Consider the following 19662-nt stretch of genomic DNA (forward strand, 5'->3'; position numbering starts at 1 on the left):
GCTGCGACCCGTCGTCAGCCACCACCCTGCGGGCCGTTGCTCGGCCGGGCCGCGCGCACGGCCGCCAGTCCCTTGATTCCGTCCTGATTCCCGATGGCTGTCAGGCTTTCGAAAATCTGCGCCGCTTCGCCATAGCGGCGCATGGCAAGGAAGGAATAACCACGCAACACCATCAGGTCCGTGCGCTCATCGGCCAAACGCGCCCGCTGATCGAGCAGCAGAAGCGTTTCCGAATAGCGTTTCGACTGGAAGGCGGAAACCGCCCGGTCGGCCAGGATCGAGACCTGCAATTCAGTCGCGCGCGGGCGATCCATGCGCGATTTCGTCGCCGAGACGGCGGCATGATCCGTCAGCCCCATGCGCAGATAGGCAAGGCTCTGGCCATAGGCCGCATCGCTTTTCACTGTCGACTGGCCACCCTCAATCGCGGATTCGAAGGCTTTCAGCGCCTCCGCCGGACGGTTGGTTTCCATCAGGCACCAACCGAGATCGAGCGCCTGCTGCGGCAGCAGACGCTGCGGATCGGGATAGGCCGCGCAGGACCGTGGACGGGAGGCGGCGCTCGCTTCCCTTTGCGCCTGGATCGGCCGGCGTGCCTGCTTGGGCGAAGGTTCGGGCTGCTGCTGGACGACAGGCTGGTCATAGACCACCGCCGTTCCGGCCTGCGGCGCATAGGTCGGCGCGGGTGCCGTTACCTGCTGAGCAACGGGCGACGTACTTACGGGGGCAACAATCTGCCCGGACTGGTCCACCATGCGCGCCGTCCCCACATCGGCGATACGTTGAGAGCGGCTCGCCCATTGCTGCTGTATGCCACGCAGACCGGCCAGATTGCGCAGATCGTGATAGCTGACGGCCATACCATAGGCTGAAGGCTCATCATCGGGTTTCCAGCCAAGCGCCGTGCTGAACCATTGCAAAGCAAGCGGCGTCTGCCGGAAAGCCAGCGAATACCAGCCGAATTGCTGCGCGGTAGCCGCATCCTTGCGCGCCACCGTTTCCCCGGCAATGCGTTGCAGCACATCAGGCGGCAGAACGACCGGCGGCTGCAAGGCCAGAAGATTGGCTGTCGCCGCAAGATAGGTCGCGAGAGCATCGTCGGAGGCCGTGCGCCATTTATACATGACGTCTTCGGCCTCACGCGGCTCGTTACGGTCGATCAGCGCCAGCGCCAAGCCCTGCGAGGCCGACGCGCTGTTTTCTTCCTCATGCGCCTTGCGGAACCACTTTTCCGCCTCCGTCATGTTCTTCTGGCGGATATTGTACCAGCCGAGCAGCAGGGCATCGCTTGCGAGCTTGTCAGTCTCGGCCAATCTCTCAAGCCGCATCAGATAGGCGGAAGGAACGGTAACACCCTCCTTTTCGCCCTCTTTCGGTTTCTCTCCAGCTTTGGCGACAAACTGGCGGGCGAGATCGTTTTTGACCGGCTCGAATTCCAGTTGACCGTCCGCGCCGGGTTTTTCCTTGGCGAGCAATTCGGCCATCATCTCGGCCGGCAAAAGCGCCGATGCCTTCTGCACCGTTGCAAGCCTGTCGCTGGCGGCCGTGCAATTGTTGAGGATGTAAAGATAAGCGTCGCGCGCCCGAGCGGCCCGATCAGTATTGGCGAAGGCATCGGCAACGCGCCACAGGACATCGACTTCGCCGCAGGTCAAGAGGCCGGGATTGTTTGCGGCCGTATCCACCACCGCCGAATATTGCTTGAGATCGGACGCATTGACGAGCCGCTGGCGGGCTTCGGCAAGGGTGAGCATGCCGATGAGATTATCGGGTGGCTGCCATCCGGGCTCTGCCTGCTGGCGGTCGGCGATCGACTTGCGCACCTCGGCATAACGGCCATCGGTGTAAAGCTGCCACATGGCGTCGAGCTTGGGATCGCCGTTTTCGGGAATGGCAAGAGGATCGGCCGGCGGCGTCCAGTTGGGATAAAGCGTGCGAAGACGCGCGATTTCGGCCTGAAGCCGCTGGGTATCACCGCGGGCTGCAAAATAGCGCAGCGCGCTGAGATCGACCTCGGGCATATCGGCCGAGGCGGGCTGGGGCGTGCGTGGGGCCTGCGCCGTTTGTGTTTGTGGCGCCTGTCCACCAGCCTGCGTCACCGGCAACGGATCACTCGCCGGAACGGTGACCGGCGGTGTCGTGACGGGCGTCGTTGCCTGCGCCATCTCGCGGTTTTTGACGAAAGCACTGATCTGCGCCGGATTGGCCGCCGGTGAAATACGCTGTACCGCCCGGTTATCGCCGACCGCCGATGTATGCACGTCCGACACCCGCCCGAGAATGCTGTCGCGCCAGTGGAAGGCCGCAAGCGCAATCAGAAGTAGGATGAGAGCCGAGGTCGACAGTGGCTTGTTCATCGGCATTCCCCGTTATTCCTTGCCAGAAACGACAATGCCAGAAGATGCAATGTGGAAGGATAATAAAGTGTTGGCTGGAAACTTTTAAGTTCGGCGGAAACGGCAGGACCACCGGCTATGCAGGCGGCCAGCGCCGGTATGATACGATAACCGGGATCGGACAGAACGTCCTTCACTGCGCCGCTCTTCAGATCGAAGGTGCCGGCAGCACCGCTTTCCAGCATCATGCCGTCTTTCAGCCGGGACAGCAGCTCCGGCGAGCCCATATTCGCGCGTGCAAGATAAAGCGGTATGCGCACCGCATTATATCCGAATTCCGGCGGAAAGCCCGATGCCGGCTGCGGTTTCGTCTTCACCGATATCCAGTCGGCGGGCAGTTTTCTGTCACTGAAGGCGAAGGCGCCGATCTGCGCCACGCCATCATCGGCCACCGCTTTCCACAGCGGCGACGGAGCGACGAGATTGAGCACCGGAAAGGCTTCGAAAATCAGATAGGACGGATTGACCACCGGACCATCGGCCCGATCGCCCTCGCCGAAACCGCTGGCGGCCGGCAGAAGCAACGTGCGCCCGCCCCGCTGCACCACGGTCTTTTTGAGGATGACGGAGGCGATGGCCGCCGATGCTTCGGCATAATCCTGCCGGTTCCACTGTCCTGCCGCCAGCGCCAGCGCATAGGCGATCAGGATGTCGCCATCGGTGGCATTGTTGATGTCGGTGACATGCGGCCTGGTGCGCGGATCCCATTTCCAGGCGGAAAGCCCGTCATCGCGGACCAGCAATTCGGTGCGGGTGAAACTCCAGATCAGCTCGAAATCCGACAGGTTGTCGGCAAGCACGGCGAGCCACATGCCATAGCCCTGCCCTTCGCTGTGGCTGATATTGCCGTTGCCGGTATCGATGATCCGGCCGCCGGGGTCGAGAAACGCGCCCTTATAGGCAGTCCATGCGTCCGGCGGGATCGAAGCCGCGCGGCTGACGGAGAGGCCGGCAAGCAGCATCATGGCCGACAGGCAGACAATACCAGCAATTTTCGAAATCCCGTTCGTCATCTATGCCGCCCCATCAGGCGCAGCATCACGAAGGTCGCGAGACCGAGCAGCGAAACAAAGCCAATGAATGCCAGAGAATAGGAAAGAACGTTGGACGACAGCCAGTTGGCGGCGATCAGCCTCCAGTTCGAGAGTGAAAATGGGCGGGTAGCATAAAGATTAGGCCGCTCCACTTCCACCGTTTCGATCTTTTCGGCTGCGGCATCATAAGCGGCGACACGCCCGGTGACATCGCGCCAGCGGTTTTCCCGCGTCATCGCCTGCATACCGTCAAGAAGCTCCGCCGAAGTCGGCGCGGTGGCAAGCGTCCACACGCCATCGCCCGAGGGGCTGAGACCCTGGGCCAGCATGAAGGAGACATTGCCGGGCGGCGCATAGGGCTGCTCCGGCGCCGGCAGGAAGCGCAGCGTATCCGAGCTCAAGTCGAAATTCCGCTTCATCCAGTCCTCGAAAGAGGACACCTGGCCCTCCCAGACACCGCCATCCACCCGTTCCCGCCAATCGTTAAACAGGGTTTCGCTGTTTTGGGCAGGAACCTGCACGCCGGCTCCCATTTTCCAGGATATCTGGCTGGAGGGAACGAGATTGAACTGGCTGATCAACGACTGTGGAAATTGCGAGATCGTTCCAACGAAAAGCGCATCGCGATCACCGATCACCAGCGGCGAGGCGACGGTCTCGATATCAATCGGATGTCCCGCCACGCTGGCAAGGCGGCTGACCAATGTGGCTGCCGCAGACATGGTGTCGGTGTCGAAACGGTCAAGCGACAATGCGACCGGCCCGCCGGTCCGATAGGGCTGGCCGGCACCCGCCATCGCGGCGAGATCCGGTTTGCGGCCGATCTGGGCGTAGTTAGGAATATGAATTTCCGAGGTGTCGAACAGGGCAAAACGCGGGGTGGTGCTGGCGGGTGCGCCAGGCGCACAGGCCTGATCCTGCGCCGTCATCAGCACAGCCTCAAGGGTCACCTTATTCGGCCCCGGCTTGAAATGACGCATCGTCACATTGATCGGCAGATGCCGGAAAATGCCGCCGCCATTGTTGGAAATCGGCACCGTCGAGGCGATCTGGTCATTGACGTAGATATCGACATGGCTGCCGGGCAAGACCTGCGAGGAATAGGCTGCATCGAGCAGAAGCGACGCCTCGCCATAGGCCGACGCATAAAAATCGGCGGGCATGCCGACATAAAATTCGTTGCGGAAACGCCGGCCGCTGAATTCGGTGCTCTGGAGACCAAGTTCGGAAAGCGCGATACGGCGGTCAGACATGACAAGCGGCACATCCGGCGCATGCCAGCTGCGGGTCGAAAACGTCGTTCTCTGGGCGCCGGGCGTACGCGATATCGAGGAAAACAGCGTCTCGATGGCCGACTGCACCGCCTGCGGCGTCGGGCCGCTGACAAAAAGTGGCGAGGAATTGCCGGGACGGGCAGCGCCAAAGCCGGCAAAGGCCCCCGCCGATGCCTCGGGCGGCAGCGCTCCAGCCATACCGGCAATCTCGCGGGCCGTGCCGACGAAAACCGTCAGCGTGCCCGCCTTGCTCTCGGTGGAAGGGGCGGTGACGAAACGGATCGTCTGGTTCGGCATCTGGGTTCTGAGCGCCAGCGCCTGTGAAAGACGCAGCAGAGAATCCGCAAATGCCGGATTGCCGAGTGCCGGCGCAACGATCTCGATCGACGTCATCGCCTTGCCATCGGGCCCGGTTGCCTGAATGTCATCGATATTGCCAAAGCTGCCGGCGACATCCGAATTAAAGCCGATATAGGTATTTGCGGGGTTCACATCGGTCCACAGATCGTAAGTGGACTGGATCGTGCAATCGGTTCTGTGACGTTGCTGCACCCCGAGCGTCACGACATTTGAGCCCACCTGCAAGACGCCGGGCGGTATTTTCAGCGAGACGTTGCCTTCGCTGTCAGGCGCTTCGATCCGCGCCGCATCCAGCGCGACATTGTTCAGACTCACCTGAAAATTTGAGCTTTCCGGCGCGACCACGATCGCATTCTGATAGCCGATATTCAGCGAAACGGCGGCGTTCGCCTGCTCCGGCGTCAGATAGATGCTCCATTGCCGGCGATCAATCTCGCCGGAAAGGCTGAGCTTTTCAAAAGGCAGGATATATCGGCGCCGGCTGTCCGCATTAAGCGACGAGGCCGCCGCCGGAACCGGTCTTGCACCTTCCTGGCGCGGAGAAACCAAAGCGGGCTGCGATGGCACAGCGGGCGGACGTTGCGGCGCGGGCTGGACCGCAAAAGGCGGCGGAGCCGATGGTTGGCCCGCCGCTGGAGCTGGCACCTGGACAGATGGTTGTTGCGGCGGCACGATAGGCGGAATGGCGGGCGACGTCTGCGCTGGCCTTTCGGGCGTCATATCGAAGGGCGAGGACTGCGCCAGTGCACCCGTGGCAACCGCGCATATCAACACTGTCAGAGAATCCCGGATGGGTTTGCGGCCGATCATTTCACGGCTCCGACAGGTTTGGCGCTTTTGGGAGCGGGCCGACCCGCGCGCAGGAGATAATAAAGTCCGCGCTGCGTCTGGAAGAGCGCGATCGCCAGGAAGATCGCCGTGCCACGGATGAGCCCCGGGTTCTTGCGACGCACGCGCTGGAATTCGGTCCATTGTTCGGAATTGGCGAAGATCAGGTCGGCGATCAGGCGATGATCCACCGCGCGCTGCGGCGAGAAGGTGCAGCCGATGGAAACAAAACCTTCGCCCCTCACCGTTCGCACCACGTTCAAAGGCATCGTTTCCGGCACGCCCTCGCTGTGCGGCTTGACCTTCACGATGGCCGTCGCGCCTTTTTCGATGTTTGTGGTGCTGTCGAAAATATTGATCAGCAACCCGTGCACCGATACGTTGTCGATGGAAGCCGGAATCCAGGCGTCGCTGCCCTCAAGCTGGACCTCGCAGCGCCGTTTGACCGTGATGCGCCGTGATGCCGACTTGTCGCCGCGCTCAGAGACGACACCCAGCGCGCAGCCCGCAAAGATGAGGTTGAGCAGGTTCCAGCCGCCGACCACCAGCGTGACATCCGCCTTGTAGGGTTCGCTGTAGATGCGCCATATGGCAAAGGCCATCGCCACCAACAGCAGTGCGAAAATGACGAAGAACGGCCGGCTGATTTCCGAAAGCCTCGCCTCGGCGATGGACTCATCCTTGGCCGTGACCTTGAAGGTGGGCTTGCCCGGATTGAAGATCACCGAAACCACGGCCGGCAGCAGGTGGACGGTCTGCACATATTCGTAAAGTTCCGAAATCCACGGCCAGCGGAAACTGCCGTAGAGATAGTTCTGCATCATCAGGTTCACGAGCATATAGGCCGCCGTATAGGCGAGGAACTCGCCGCCCGAAGCCACGAAAATCTGCAGGTCGAAGAACAGATAGAATAGCGGCGCGAACAGGAAGATGGTTCGCGGGAATGGAAAGAGCCAGAACAGCGTTGACGACATGTAGCAGAGACGCTGCGTAAACGAGAGGCCACGCTTGAACAGCGGCTGGCGGAAAATCAGGATTTGCATCATGCCCTGCGCCCAGCGGCTGCGCTGGCCGATGAAGCTTGCAAAGGTGGCCGGCTGCAAGCCGGCAATCAGCGGCTTGTCGACATAAATGCTGTTCCAGCCGCGCGAATGCAGCGCCAATGCCGTTTCACAATCCTCGGTGATGCTGACGCCGCTGAAACCATCGCTATCCTGAAGCGCCTCACGCCGCAGCACGGCGGCGGAACCGCAGAAGAACGCGCCGTTCCATTTGTCGAGACCACGCTGGATGATGCCGTAAAACATCTCGTTTTCGCTCGGCATCGTCTCGAAGGTACGCAGGTTGCGCTCAATCGGATCCGGATTGACGAAGAAATGCGGCGTCTGCACCAGAAAGAGCCGGGGGTCCTCTTCGAAATAACCCACCGTTTCCAGAAGGAAGTCACGGGCGGGTGCGTGATCGGCGTCGAACACGGTCACCAGCTCACCGGTGGAGTGGGCGAGACCGTTATTGAGATTGCCGGCCTTGGCGTGAACATTGCGCTCGCGCGTCAGATAGCGCACGTCGAGATCTTCACAGAGCTTCTTCAGCTCCTCATGGCGACGCTGCGCCGCCTGCGCTTCGACGATATTGGCGGCATTGCGCTTCTGCACCGAGCCGCCATCATCCAGCAGCCAGACGGTGAAACGGTCGGCTGGATAATCCATGTTCTTGGCCGCCGCCAACGTATTGGCGAGAAGTTCCGCATCTTCATTATAGCTCGGCACGAAGACATCGACCGTCGGCCGATAGTCGGGCGAGCCGGGCCGCGTCTTACGCGACGGCAGCGGCATGGACACGATGACGAGGCTGAGGCCAAGCATCACGACGCTGTACATTTCCGCCAGGTAAAGCAGAAAGCCGGGAATGAAGTTCTCGAGCTGGTTGACGGGCGGCAGCGTGCTTGTCGTGCGCCAGTAGACATAACGCAGAACAATGGCCGTGCCGAAACCCAGCGCCACCAGCCGCCAGGCCCCCTGCCCGTTGAAGCTCTTGATTGTCGCGAGCAGGATGAGGGAGATCGCGGTCGCCACCAGATGCGTCTGCAGGCTGACCGGCATCGTGACGATGGCCAGAACGCAAAGCGACACAAGCAACCAGACAATGACTGTAATGGCCTTGTTCATCCAGAAACTTTCCGTTCTCTACCCCATCCGGAATTTCTGCCCGGAAATTTTGTGATATGCGCCTCGGCGCTCCCTTCCCCGCTGGCTTCGCCGATCACCTGCATCCTGGCGCCGCTCCCGAACCGGACAGACAAGCTGGCGAGGGAATGGACACCTGCGGAACTTGCGATGTCTGCGGGACACTTCCCACCTGCCTAGCTCCCACCGAAGGTCGCGCAGGCTGGAGAGGCACACCCGCCGATGTGGGCGAGGGAATACTGACAGCAGCAACGGGCGGCAGCGGCTGCGGTTCCGGCTGCGCGGGCGCGGCGACCGTCACGCGACGGGCTGGCCGGGGCGGCACACTGGCCGTGACCTCGCCGCCCGGCCGCATCGGCACATCCTCCGCCTTCATGGGATAGACGGGGTTGCCGGGCCGGCCGAGATTCTGATCCACAGCCTGCGGCGTACCATAGGGGTTCCAGCTTGGCGAAGCGTATGTGCCGGTGATGGTGTAATTATACATGACCGCCAGCAGCCGCTCGACACTGGCGCCCGACTGGCAAAGCCGCAGCCGCACCTTGATGCGTCCGAGATTGCGATAATCCTGCCGCATGCTTTCCGGCGAACGTATGTCCTGCCAGCCATAGAGGCACATATCGTCGCCGCGCCCTTTGCCGGCCGCATATGAAAAGGCACCATAACCATTCTGCAGGTAATTTGCCGACATGGCGATGTTTTCACCCGGGAACTCGGCGCGGATTTCTCGGGCGACCGACGAGGCCCTGAAACCCGTGAAAGTCAGAGCGTCACGATCAGTATCGCCCGCCTGCTGCGGACCGAAAAACTCCGCCTTGAGATAATTCTGCCCGGGGGTGACGGCTTCGGAGCGCAAAATGACCTGCTGTGCCACGGCGTTGGAATAGGTGCGATTGACCACGGCGACGATTTCGGGACCACCGGGCGGCGGGAAAATCAGCGCTTCGGAAGGGGATGCCATCTGCGCGCCCCCGAACGACCGAACGCCCGCGGGAGTATTGCAGGCCGAAAGAACCGCAACTGAGAACAGCAATGAAGTATAGGCAGAAAATCTCACTGCCTTGCGCCCCTTTATTTCCCCAACACCGCCCAGGTTAAAAGGAAACCGAATCACTAATGACCAGATCATTGCTACGAAATACGTGAGGACTACGAATAAGCAATCTCAAATTTGCATTGTAATTTCTGACACTTTATGAATCGCGAATCGCTGTTGCGACCCGTGTCTGCACCAAAGAGCGGGGAACCAATGGCGCTGCGAAGGGTTGGCTTCCTGTCAGATCGATAATTTTACGGTTGCAGCGCAATATGTCCCATGGTCTACTTGCGTCTATTATGACGTATTTTTATTGGTCAATTTTTTTAATTTAACTGTAAAACCAGAGAGTTATCGTATGACAGTGCAATTTCCGAGCATTTCGCAGACGCTTGCCGAAGAGATCGGAACATTACGGAAATGGCTTGACGAGGACGCCCTGCCCCTGTGGTGGGAGGCGGGTTCGGCGCGTCCGGAGGGCGGTTTTTACGAGCGTCTCAGCCAGAATGCGAAGCCGATTTTTTCCGATGATCGTCGCGCCCGCGTGCAGCCGCGTCAGGCCTATTGTTTCGCCGCCGCCGGCCAGCATGGCTGGCAGGGACCGTGGAAAGACGCGCTCTCGCATGGCCTCTCCTGGTTCGAGAAAATCTATCGCCTCGAGAACGGCCTTTATGGCAACCTCGCCGACCAGACCGGTCGGCTGATCGATCCCTCCTTCGATCTCTATAATCAGGCTTTCGCGCTTTTCGCCGCTGCGCAGGCGGCCGCGAGCCTTCCCGAACGCAAGGACGAGATGCGCGTCAGGGCGCTTGATATCCTCGCAATCCTCGAGCGCGACTACAGACATCCCGTCGCCGGCTTCGAGGAAGAGAACCCGCCGCGCACCCCGCTCTGTTCCAATCCCCACATGCATCTTTTCGAGGCGATGCTGGCCTGGGAAGCGCAGGACCCGCAAGGCCCCTGGTCGGCGCTGGCCGATGAGATTGCCGATCTGGCGCTCACACGCTTCATCGATAGCGGCAATGGCGGCTTGCGGGAGTTCTTCGAGCATGACTGGACGCCTCATAAGAGCGACAAGGGCCGCATCATGGAGCCGGGCCACCAGTTTGAATGGGCTTGGCTTCTGGTGCGCTGGGGCAGCCTGCGCGGCAATGATGAAGCGATCATGAAGGCCAGGCGCCTGTTCGAGATCGGCGAAGAACACGGCATCTGCCCGCGCCGCAAGGTGGCGATCATGAGCCTTTACGACGATTTTTCGGTGCATGACGGGCTGGCGCGGCTGTGGCCGCAGACGGAGTGGCTGAAGGCTGCGGTGCGGCTTGCGAGCATCACGAGCGGAGAGGAACGGCAACGCTACCTCACCTCGGGCCTGCGCGCGATCGGCGCGCTGCAACCGTTCCTCGACACACCGGTCAAAGGACTTTGGTTCGACAAATGGCCGGCCGACAGGCCTATGCTCGACGAGCCGGCACCGGCAAGCACATTCTATCACATCGTCTGCGCCATCTATGAGGCGGAGGCGGTACTGGCGGCGGGGCAATAAACCTCGCCCACCGGGCGAGCGGCATCAGCCGCCCGCCGGTTTCAGAGATCAGTCAAGCCCTGGCCGGGCGCACGACGCGCCAGTCCGGTTTGCCGAGATTGTGCGGCCAGGAATGCACATCCTTGTCATTGAAATAGACGACCTCTTCCAGCTTCGGAAAATCTGCCTGTTTCAACGTCACGTCGTTCATCCATGGACGAACATAGGAATCGCCGCCTTCATAACCCAGCTCGGCAACCCAGACCGGCCTGTTGAAGGTTTCGACAAGTCCATAGCCCTTGCGCAGCAGATCCGTGAAGGTCTTCGGCCCGCCATATTCGATCTTGTCATAATCCTCGAGGCCGAAGACCGAGAGGCCGACCAGATCCGCGTAGTTGTCGCCAGGATAGTAAGCCCGCAGGCCATCCAGACCTTTGGGTGACCACATCACCTTGACGCCGGGAACCGCCTTGCGGGTCATGTCCACCATGCGTTTATAGGCTGTGATGTAATCACGCGGGTTCCAGCCCGACCACGAGAAGCGGCCGGACGTGTCTTCCATTTCCTGTCCCCAGCGCAGGATCAGCGGGCTCTTCATCGCCGACATGCGTGCGACGATCGCCTGCATGTTCTTGTCGTAATCGCCGCTCAGCACCTTGCGCCGCAACTCGTCGGACGAAAGCCGCCAGTTGACGTCCCAGGACCATGGCTCGACCGTGATCATCACGTTGCGTTTGCGTTCCAGGGCATAGGCATCCGCAAGCGCCAGACTGTCGAGATCCACGTCTTCCCAGGGCAGGAACAGATGCTCCGTCGCCACCCCGGTCTGTCCGGTGAAATCGCCGTGCGGATCATAGGCACCGAAACGAATGCCATCCGCATGCAATGTCGGACGTTTGTCGGCAAGTGTCTTCATGCCCGTCGAGGTCATGGGGGCGACCCCCTGTGCGTCGAGCTTGAGCACCGGATACATGCCGGCGGTAAAGGCTGCGGCGGCACCACTTGCGAACAGAAGTGTTCTTCTTGTTATCTGCATGACACCTTACTCCTTACCTTGTTGCCGTCATCGCCTTGTCGTAGGCGGCGATCTGCGGCGTGACATCGTCCTTGCGGACGAGCTTGAGGAATTCATCGCCAGGGCGTGGCGGGTTGTGCCGGAACACGTACCATTGTCCGCCCTGCTTGCGCTGGTAGAGCACCTTGCCGATGCGGCCGTGGTCGAAGCAGGTATCGGCCTTGCCGCTTCCCGCCTCGGCTTTCCAGGTGGCCCGCATGCACAATGTGCCGTTGGCATCGACGGTCCAGCGGCCTTCACCGACGGACTTCTTGCCTTTTTCTTCCGTTGCGGCGATGAATTTACGGCCGTCGGCGATGAAGCGTCCGCCGCCCGTATCCCATTTCCAGGTCTTGTCGAAGTACATCTCCACGACTTCACTGGTTCTGAGCGGTTTCGGCGTCTTCGTGCCGCCTGCAGCATGGACGGCGCTTGGCGCAACCATTGCAAGACACAGTACGAAAGCGGAGAATCCGCATTTGCTTATTGTTGTTTTCATCACAGCCTCCTCCTTCATTGTCCGACCCTATTGTCGGCCAGCATGATTTCTCCAGTTGCCACCGCCGGCGGCGGCACAACGATGGGTTCCGCCTGCATTTCCTGCGGTCCACGCCATACCGGCAGGACGATGCGCAGTTTCAGGCGTACCGATCTCGCGCCTTCCACGCCCGCACCGGCGACCGTGAACCGCGTTTCGGTAAAACTGACATAGGATTGCCCGTGCGACAGGGCTTCCAGCCCGCCGATCGCGTGGGAGCTGAGTTCGGCAGCACTTCCGGCCACTAGCAGCAGGGAACAGGCGGCGGCACTTGCTCCACCGCGCAGGGCCGGTAGCATCGGCAAACCGTTTTCCATTGCGTGGCGGATGAGCAGAAACACCGACAGGCCCGCATAGATCGCCACATTGAGGGCGGCGAAGATGAAGAAGCCCTCTGCGCCGTTTTCCCGCGGCGCCAGAACCATGGCAAGAAGGCTGAGCGCCGCCAGCACCATGTAAGGTGCTACAACCTGCAGCGGCAGCGGCGGCTTTGCCTGCGTACCCTTGGGCGTAATCCGGAAATCGACAAAATCCCCCCGGACCGTATCCCGTATCGCCGCCAGCACACCCATCAGCGACCAGGGCCAGCGAAGGAACAGGAACACCATGGCTTCCCAGCTGAAAAGCTTCGCATCATGCGGACGGAATGCGCCCGTGGCCCGCCAGAAGAAGGCAAATACGATCATGATCAACGAAACCGGCAGGAAATGCATCAGGAACGCCGGATAGGACGCGTTGACCAGCACATGACCTCGTACCAGTGCAACGACCGGAAGCACGAACATCAGGGCCATAAAGCCGGAGAACAACGGGTACCAGAGCTGTGAAAACAGGAACTGGAACTTCAGCCGCGGAGGTAGCTTCGGCACGTACTGCCGCGAATATTGCAGCAGAATGGTCATCAGACTGCGCGACCACTGGAATTCCTGCACGATGAGATCGGTAAAGGTCACCGGCCCGTCGCCATGAGCGATGGCGTTGACGGCATGGATACCGCGCCAGCCGCCGGCATTCATCAAAAGCGTGGTGGAATGATCTTCGGCAAGCTCCGGCCCAAGACCGCCAACCTCCCGCAGGGCCTTCGTGCGCACGGCATAATGCGAACCGATGCAAAGCGGCGCCCAGCCGTTGTTGTAGCCCAGCTGCAGCGCGCCATGCAGGCTCGCCTCCGCATATAGCCTGCCGCGTGCGGCCCAGCTCTGGTCGGCATTGGCATCGCAGATGCTCGGGGCCGAGACATATCCAACCGCTGGATCGGCAAAGGGACGGATGATCTCGCGCAGATAATCCGGTTCGGGCACATGATCGGCATCGAACTGGGCGACGAAATCATAACGTTCGTAACCATAATGATCGTAGAAATAGGCGAGATTGCCCTCCTTGCAGCGGGTGCGCCGCGGCCAGGTCTTGCGATGATAATCGGCGACGCCCTGCCGGGTGGAGACGAAAACGCCGTGCGCCCCGCACCATTTCAGTGTGTGCGCATCCGGGGCCTCATCGGCCAGCCAGACGTCGAATTCCAGCCCTTTCTGCTCCAGCATGGCCAGCAGCGTCTTTTCCAGCACGGCAAAGGGTTCAGAGGGCGCCTTGGTGGCAACCATCGCCACCCTGCCTCGCGGCAGCGGCGACTTCGGATCGACGATCTTCGCATTCAGGAAGATGAAGATGAAATAGGACGGCAGAAGCGTGATCCACGCGAGCGTTATCGTGACGACCGTATAATAGGGCCAGTCGATGACGCGATCGCGGTCGAGCCACCAGATCCAGAACCAGGCAAGGGTCACCAGCCAGCCACCGATGCCGAGACGATAGGCCATACGGTTCCAGCCGCTGAAAACCGGCTGCATCCGCAGATCCCCGGTCGCAGCGATCGCGCGGGCCGATGGCGCTGAGGGCGTCGAGTGCGTCTTCATGACCGTACCTCCAGTCCAAAACCGGGGCCGGCCGTGCGGATGATGGTGTCGATATCCGAACGCTTCGGGATGAAGCCCAGCGTCTCTTCCGCGCGTCTGATGTCAGCAAACAGCGCGGGCGGATCGCCGGCGCGCCTTGCGCCGAAATGTACCGGCACTTCCTGCCCGGTCACCCGGTGGATTGCCCGGATGATATCGCCGACCGATGTGCCGTGACCGGAGCCAAGATTGACACGCAGCGTCTCACCGCCATCGACAAGATAATTGACGGCGGCCAAATGGGCATCGGCGAGATCGCTGACATGGATATAGTCGCGAATGCAGGTGCCGTCGCTGGTGTCGTAGTCCGCGCCGAAGACATCGAGTTGCGGCAACCTTGCGGCGGCGGCCATCAGCGCCCGGGGGATCAGATGGGTCTCCGGTTCATGGCGTTCGTAAAGCTCGCCGTCCGGATCGGCGCCCGCCGCATTGAAATAGCGCAAGGCCACGAAACGCAGACCATAGGCGGCGGCATAATCCTCCAGCGCCATTTCGAAGATCAACTTGGTGCGCCCGTAAGGATTGACCGGCATCTGCGCCGTTTCCTCACGGATCGGCAATTGCTGCGGCACGCCATAGGTGGCGCAGCTGGAGGAAAACACCAGCCCGCCAATATTCTGGTCGAGACAGGCATCCAGCAGCGACAGGCTGCCGCCGACATTGTTACGGTAATATTTACGCGGATCCTCGACGGATTCACCGACATAGGCGTTGGCCGCGCAATGGATGACGAAGGCCGGCGAGAACTCGCGAAGCGTGGATTTCAGCAGGGCTCCATCGAGAATGTCGCCCTCAATGAACGGCCCCCAGCGAACGGAATCCGCGTGACCGGTCGAGAGATTATCATAAGCGATGGGCTTGAAGCCGGATTGTGCCAGCGCCTTGCAGATGTGGCTGCCTATGAATCCGGCCCCGCCCGTGACGAGGATTGTGCGGGGCATCTCATACGGCCTCCGCCACTTTCCTGCCGGCGAGCAGCGCATCGAAATAGACGATGGTTTTTTCCAGGCCGATTTCTAGCGGTACACGCGGCTGCCATCTCAGCAACTCGTTTGCCCGCGAAATATCGGGGCGACGCTGCTGCGGATCGTCGATCGCGGCGGGCAGATGGATGATACGCGACCGCGAACCCGTCATGCGGATGACGATATCGGCCAGCTGCCGCACCGGAATTTCTGCGGGATTGCCGAGATTGATCGGTCCGGTGCAATCTTTCGGTTTGGCCGAGAAGCGCAGGAAACCGTCGATCAGGTCATCGACATAGCAGAAGGAACGGGTCTGACTGCCGTCGCCATAGATGGTGATGTCGTCGCCCTTCAGCGCCTGGACGATGAAGTTCGAAACCACGCGTCCATCATCTGGACGCATGCGCGGCCCATAGGTGTTGAAGATGCGCCCCACCTTGATATCGACGTCGTAGCAGCGGTGATAGTCAAAAAACAGCGTTTCGGCGCTGCGTTTGCCCTCATCGTAACAAGCTCGCGGCCCGATTGTATTTACATTGCCGAAATAGGTTTCCGGCTGCGGATTGACGTGGGGATCGCCATAGACTTCCGATGTCGAGGACTGCACTACGGTTGCACCGCATCTGCGCGCCACCTCCAGCACATTGACCGCGCCGAGCACATTGGTGAGAAGCGTGCCGACGGGATCGCGCTGATAATCGGGCGGCGAAGCCGGCGAGGCAAAGTTGAAGATCAGTGAGACATCGATGTCATAGGGCTTGCGCACATCGTGCTCGACCAGCAGAAACCGCTTATTATCCCGTAAATGCTCCACATTTGCGGTGCGACCGGTCGACAGATTGTCGAGACAGATCACCTCGTGACCGCAACTCAGCAGGCGCTCACAGAGATGGGAACCGAGGAAACCGGCGCCACCATTAACGAGAACCCGTTGCCCGGGCCTCCATTCAGAGTAGATGGTGACACCATTGTCTTGATCGTTGGGAACGAAATTACGCATTACACACACCTCCCCATGAGGAATCAGCGCGGCTGATTCAACTAAGCTGGATCAAACTCCCGATTGTGCGATATCTTGAATATCATCCTCCGGTTTTTACTTCTTCTGGAGGTTTTAATATTTCGATTCGATAAATTTCAACTTTCATGATAGGCGCGACAAAAAACAGGTCAACTTCATTTTGTCGAAATATTACAATTGATTACCCAAAATTACTCAAAATAACCACCGCATTTAATACTTTTTAACTACGCCTCCATTATGCCTTTCTTATTGAGCATTAGCGCAAGCTTCGCTCAACCAGTCGGGGCTATCCTGGTTTTGTAAGGCTCGGTCCACCGGGTACAAAACCGCCCGGCGAGATGCGACAGACAGTCGATTTCAGGGGACACACATGACGAATGAAATGCCTTATTCCCATAGCGGCAAAGCAGCCCGCCATTGTCGCTTCGCGCTTGTTGCCGCAGCACTTGTGACTTTCACCTTCGCAGCGTCTTCATGCTCCGTTGTCGAAGACGCCGTTCTCATCAAGACCGCGTCTTCCGATGCCACCACGATCAAGAGCCGGGTTGCTCCGGCGAAGGCGTCCTACGGTTATCAAAAAACGGGCAACGCCGCCGTTACGCTTGTTGCCGATGCTTCGGATACGCCCGCCGTATCACGGCACGCCTATTCCGGTTCTTCTCCCTATATCTGCTCGCCGAGCGGATTCGGGCAGAAATCCCGCTGCTTCCTGAGGCCCTGAGCCTCAGGCAGAAATCTTGGAAGCAACTGGCGTCCGGTCGGCCGGAGCCGGCCTGACGCTCAGTTTTTCCAGCCGGAGAAGGCCGCGTCTTCATCCTTGTGGAAGAAGCGCGATGCCGCCTCCGTGCGGTTGCGCACGTTCATTTTCTTATAGATGTTGCGAACGTGAACCTTGACCGTGTTCTCGGACAGATGCAGCCGATCAGCGATGATCTTGTTCTGCGTGCCCTTGCACAAAAGGTCGAGGATCTGCACCTCGCGTGTCGTCAGCGCCGCCACTTCGCTCCTGCTTGCAGCAAGGGCATCGGCACGGTTGGCAATCACGGCGTTGTCTTGAACGCTCTTGCCGCTGACGGACGGCGAATAAGGCGTGAGCTTGCCGAGAAGAGCTGCGGGAAAATGCTCTCCCCCCTTCATCAGCAGATCGACGGCGGCCATGAAGACATCGAGCCGCAGATTGAGCGGCAGTACGCCATCAATGACGCGCATTCCCACCAGCCGCTTCAGCGGCTCCTCGAATTTATCGATGGTTTCGACGACAAGCGCGATCGGCGCATCGGGATGCTTTTCCCGAACTTCCGAGAGGACGGTGTGAAGCCGTTCACCCGACATCCGGTAAGGCAAGACCAGGCGGACACTGTTACCATAATCATCGTCGATCTCCGCCGACGACTTTATGCTGACCACCGCGAACGTGGGGAACTTTTTGCCCAACGCCTCCGTGAGGCACTCGGAAAACAGATCCGGGTCCGCTATAATCAATAAAGTTCCATTTATAGGAGCAACGGCATTTTTTTGTTTTGTTGAATAATCTGACGTTCCCATGAACATTGACGCCTCCCTAAAGCGCTTACGCATTACTTTCTTTTGGTTGTGCAGTCTGTCGTTCGCCGGGTTTCCCCCTGGATACCTGGGGGCTTCTCCAGCCTCAGGCCATGTCAACTATCATTAATTACCCGTTAATTAACGTAAGCTAATACGAAAAGCTGTGTAAATAAATGGCCCAAACGGGTTATTTTTTACAATTGACATACAAAACAGGTTACGAAGAGATAGAATCACTCATCGCGGAACCGCTGCAAAAACAAACACATCGGAAAAGCTTTCGTTGTGGTTTTGCAATCTGGTAAAATATAACTTTTAGTTGATATCCCTTTACATAGCTCGTCGGCGAACAAAGCCCGAAGCTGTTCCTTTTCGGGATAAGGGTGTTTTCCCGCCGACATAAACCATGTTTTCAGAAACAGCCGCCTTCCCTTGCCCAACGGGGGCTTTCTTTGCCTCCGACCGGGTGAACAGCCCCATCACTGCCCAGGCAACATATATATTTGGCGTAAGCGCCGATGTGTTTAGCCCGAATTGATATCTAGGAAGCGCAATTTTTCTGCGGCACAGTCTGACCGTCGCTCAACGGCGACCGATGAAAAGACATTGCCGGCTTTGACGTGTGTTTGAAAACGCCGGTCCCTTTTCAAGAAACATGCAAGCAAAAAAAGACGAAGCCACCGCGCTCCCCGTTGGAGCGAGGAACGGATTTGTGCGCCTTTTTACCGAGTAGCGCACAAGGGCTGAACGACGAGAGCCCGGTCACGGGCCGATACCGAGCCGCAGATGATGCGTACCGAGTGCATCTGCAAATCATCAATCCATATGTGCCACCGGAGCGAGCGCGAAAGAATCCCGTTTGAGATGAGAGGGATTTCGAAAGCTGCTCCGAGCTTTTTCGGAGGAAATCGAAATGGGTTACAATCCACAGCCAGCTGGCGACGACATCACCAAGATCGGCGCGCTTTCCGAGGGTTTTGCCAACACCTCGACCAATGATGCCAAGGTAGACGACAGCAATGTCGGCACCGCAAACGGCGAAAACCGCAACAACGACAACAGCGACAACAGCACCAACACGGATGTCGATATCGACGCCAAGGTGGACGTTGCGGTTGGCAATGGCGACAATCGCGACAACGACTATGACTGGAGCTATGACAGCAAGTCGTACAGCGACAACGACACCACGACCAAGACGAGCACTGAAACCAATACCGACATCAAGACCGACTACGACTGGAGCTACGAAAGCAAGTCGTACAGCGACAACGACACCAATGTGAAGACTGTCACGGATTCGGACAACAAAACCTTCACATATTCTGACAACGACACCTCCACCAAGACCACGACGACCTCCGACAGCTTCAATTCCGCTGACAGTTTCTACAAGTCGGATGACGACTTCGGCAACATCACCGGCGTCAAGGATGTCGGCAACCTCGGCATCGCCGGTGGGGATCTCACCTTCAACCTGGGTGACGACTTCTCCTTCACCCTCGACGTCGACAATATCCTCAACTCCTCGCTGAATGGCGATGGCAACGACACCGGCTTCAGCATGGTACAGGCCAACCACCTGGCGGATCAGGATGTGGCCTATGACATCAAGATGCAGAACGGTGGCGCTGAAAACCATCTGAGCGCCAATGCAGGCGACGCCTATGGCGCCGAAGGCATCGACGGCAAGGGATGGGACCTCAAGGCCGGCGACGACGCAGCAGGTACCAGCACTGCAGATGCATCGGCAATCCTTGCAAATTCCGGCTTCCATCTGGAACTGGTGCAGGGCGCCAACATGCTCTCCAATGCCGTTGACGTCACGATCACAGGCGGTAACTCGCATGTGTCCGATGTCGGTGAAGATCACTCCTGATAATCACCTCTCTACGAAAAGAGCTGCACCGGCACCCGCCGGTGCAGTTCGCGGTTAAAAGACCAGGCT

Annotated in this window: 14 protein-coding genes; 3 read left to right on the forward strand and 11 right to left on the reverse strand. The window is 59.4% G+C overall.

The features are described from left to right. Positions 1-14 precede the first annotated feature (14 nt). The 5 genes from O8B93_RS15600 to bcsN all read right to left on the reverse strand — a co-directional run bounded on the left by O8B93_RS15600 (position 15) and on the right by bcsN (position 9039). Positions 15-2363, reverse strand: a complete 2349-nt coding sequence (locus tag O8B93_RS15600; RefSeq protein WP_269710844.1) for a cellulose synthase — start codon at positions 2361-2363, stop codon at positions 15-17. Next, on the reverse strand, positions 2354-3409 hold the full coding sequence (locus O8B93_RS15605) for a family 8 glycosyl hydrolase (protein ID WP_269710845.1): 1056 nt from the start codon (positions 3407-3409) through the stop codon (positions 2354-2356). The genes O8B93_RS15600 and O8B93_RS15605 overlap by 10 nt, the downstream gene beginning before the upstream one ends. Then, on the reverse strand, positions 3406-5874 hold the full coding sequence (locus O8B93_RS15610) for a cellulose biosynthesis cyclic di-GMP-binding regulatory protein BcsB (protein ID WP_269710846.1): 2469 nt from the start codon (positions 5872-5874) through the stop codon (positions 3406-3408). The genes O8B93_RS15605 and O8B93_RS15610 overlap by 4 nt, the downstream gene beginning before the upstream one ends. Continuing rightward, on the reverse strand, positions 5871-8060 hold the full coding sequence (gene bcsA, locus O8B93_RS15615; protein ID WP_269710847.1) for a UDP-forming cellulose synthase catalytic subunit: 2190 nt from the start codon (positions 8058-8060) through the stop codon (positions 5871-5873). The genes O8B93_RS15610 and bcsA overlap by 4 nt, the downstream gene beginning before the upstream one ends. A gap of 94 nt (positions 8061-8154) precedes the next feature. Continuing rightward, positions 8155-9039 carry a cellulose biosynthesis protein BcsN gene (gene bcsN / locus O8B93_RS15620; protein WP_269710848.1) on the reverse strand — a complete coding sequence of 295 codons (885 nt, stop codon included), beginning with the start codon at positions 9037-9039 and terminating at the stop codon, positions 8155-8157. Positions 9040-9472: 433 nt separating this feature from the next. Here bcsN and O8B93_RS15625 point away from each other — a divergent pair, with 433 nt between their 5' ends. Next, positions 9473-10657: an AGE family epimerase/isomerase gene (locus O8B93_RS15625; protein WP_269710849.1), complete on the forward strand. Its 1185-nt coding sequence runs from the start codon at positions 9473-9475 to the stop codon at positions 10655-10657. A gap of 52 nt (positions 10658-10709) precedes the next feature. On the opposite strand, the gene O8B93_RS15630 is transcribed toward O8B93_RS15625, so the two are convergent. The 5 genes from O8B93_RS15630 to O8B93_RS15650 are packed head-to-tail and all read right to left on the reverse strand — an operon-like array spanning position 10710 to position 16145. Then, positions 10710-11672, reverse strand: coding sequence for a glycoside hydrolase family 26 protein (locus O8B93_RS15630; RefSeq protein WP_269710850.1), 963 nt, complete (start codon positions 11670-11672; stop codon positions 10710-10712). 13 nt (positions 11673-11685) lie between these two features. Beyond that, positions 11686-12189, reverse strand: coding sequence for a DUF995 domain-containing protein (locus tag O8B93_RS15635; protein ID WP_269710851.1), 504 nt, complete (start codon positions 12187-12189; stop codon positions 11686-11688). A 14-nt stretch (positions 12190-12203) separates the two neighbouring features. After that, a complete protein-coding gene (locus tag O8B93_RS15640) occupies positions 12204-14141 on the reverse strand; it encodes a glycosyltransferase family 2 protein (protein WP_269710852.1) in 1938 nt (645 codons plus the stop codon). Continuing rightward, complete coding sequence (galE, locus tag O8B93_RS15645; RefSeq protein ID WP_269710853.1) at positions 14138-15121, reverse strand: UDP-glucose 4-epimerase GalE; 984 nt, start codon at positions 15119-15121, stop codon at positions 14138-14140. Before galE ends, O8B93_RS15640 begins: the two co-directional genes overlap by 4 nt. A 1-nt stretch (position 15122) precedes the next feature. After that, positions 15123-16145, reverse strand: coding sequence for a UDP-glucuronic acid decarboxylase family protein (locus O8B93_RS15650; protein WP_121691207.1), 1023 nt, complete (start codon positions 16143-16145; stop codon positions 15123-15125). Between the two features lie 394 nt (positions 16146-16539). Between O8B93_RS15650 and O8B93_RS15655 the strand changes: the two genes are divergently transcribed. Next, positions 16540-16890, forward strand: a complete 351-nt coding sequence (locus O8B93_RS15655; RefSeq protein ID WP_269710854.1) for a hypothetical protein — start codon at positions 16540-16542, stop codon at positions 16888-16890. Between the two features lie 59 nt (positions 16891-16949). On the opposite strand, the gene O8B93_RS15660 is transcribed toward O8B93_RS15655, so the two are convergent. Further along, positions 16950-17720, reverse strand: a complete 771-nt coding sequence (locus O8B93_RS15660; RefSeq protein ID WP_269710855.1) for a helix-turn-helix domain-containing protein — start codon at positions 17718-17720, stop codon at positions 16950-16952. A 907-nt stretch (positions 17721-18627) separates the two neighbouring features. On the opposite strand from O8B93_RS15660, the gene O8B93_RS15665 reads away from it, so the two are divergent. Next, positions 18628-19593 (forward strand): fibrinogen-binding protein, encoded by a 966-nt coding sequence (locus tag O8B93_RS15665; RefSeq protein WP_269710856.1) that lies wholly within the window; start codon positions 18628-18630, stop codon positions 19591-19593. Positions 19594-19662: the final 69 nt, after the last annotated feature.

The sequence above is a fragment of the Martinezella rhizogenes genome (assembly GCF_027460065.1).
Taxonomy (GTDB): Bacteria; Pseudomonadota; Alphaproteobacteria; order Rhizobiales; family Rhizobiaceae; genus Agrobacterium; species Agrobacterium rhizogenes_C.

Bases quoted from the DNA above. Each gene is read 5' to 3' on its own strand.
- O8B93_RS15600 (WP_269710844.1), bottom strand. From the start codon at position 2,363: ATGCCGATGAACAAGCCACTGTCGACCTCGGCTCTCATCCTACTTCTG.
- O8B93_RS15605 (WP_269710845.1), bottom strand. From the start codon at position 3,409: ATGACGAACGGGATTTCGAAAATTGCTGGTATTGTCTGCCTGTCGGCC.
- O8B93_RS15610 (WP_269710846.1), bottom strand. From the start codon at position 5,874: ATGATCGGCCGCAAACCCATCCGGGATTCTCTGACAGTGTTGATATGC.
- bcsA (WP_269710847.1), bottom strand. From the start codon at position 8,060: ATGAACAAGGCCATTACAGTCATTGTCTGGTTGCTTGTGTCGCTTTGC.
- bcsN (WP_269710848.1), bottom strand. From the start codon at position 9,039: ATGGCATCCCCTTCCGAAGCGCTGATTTTCCCGCCGCCCGGTGGTCCC.
- O8B93_RS15625 (WP_269710849.1), top strand. From the start codon at position 9,473: ATGACAGTGCAATTTCCGAGCATTTCGCAGACGCTTGCCGAAGAGATC.
- O8B93_RS15630 (WP_269710850.1), bottom strand. From the start codon at position 11,672: ATGCAGATAACAAGAAGAACACTTCTGTTCGCAAGTGGTGCCGCCGCA.
- O8B93_RS15635 (WP_269710851.1), bottom strand. From the start codon at position 12,189: ATGAAAACAACAATAAGCAAATGCGGATTCTCCGCTTTCGTACTGTGT.
- O8B93_RS15640 (WP_269710852.1), bottom strand. From the start codon at position 14,141: ATGAAGACGCACTCGACGCCCTCAGCGCCATCGGCCCGCGCGATCGCT.
- galE (WP_269710853.1), bottom strand. From the start codon at position 15,121: ATGCCCCGCACAATCCTCGTCACGGGCGGGGCCGGATTCATAGGCAGC.
- O8B93_RS15650 (WP_121691207.1), bottom strand. From the start codon at position 16,145: ATGCGTAATTTCGTTCCCAACGATCAAGACAATGGTGTCACCATCTAC.
- O8B93_RS15655 (WP_269710854.1), top strand. From the start codon at position 16,540: ATGACGAATGAAATGCCTTATTCCCATAGCGGCAAAGCAGCCCGCCAT.
- O8B93_RS15660 (WP_269710855.1), bottom strand. From the start codon at position 17,720: ATGTTCATGGGAACGTCAGATTATTCAACAAAACAAAAAAATGCCGTT.
- O8B93_RS15665 (WP_269710856.1), top strand. From the start codon at position 18,628: ATGGGTTACAATCCACAGCCAGCTGGCGACGACATCACCAAGATCGGC.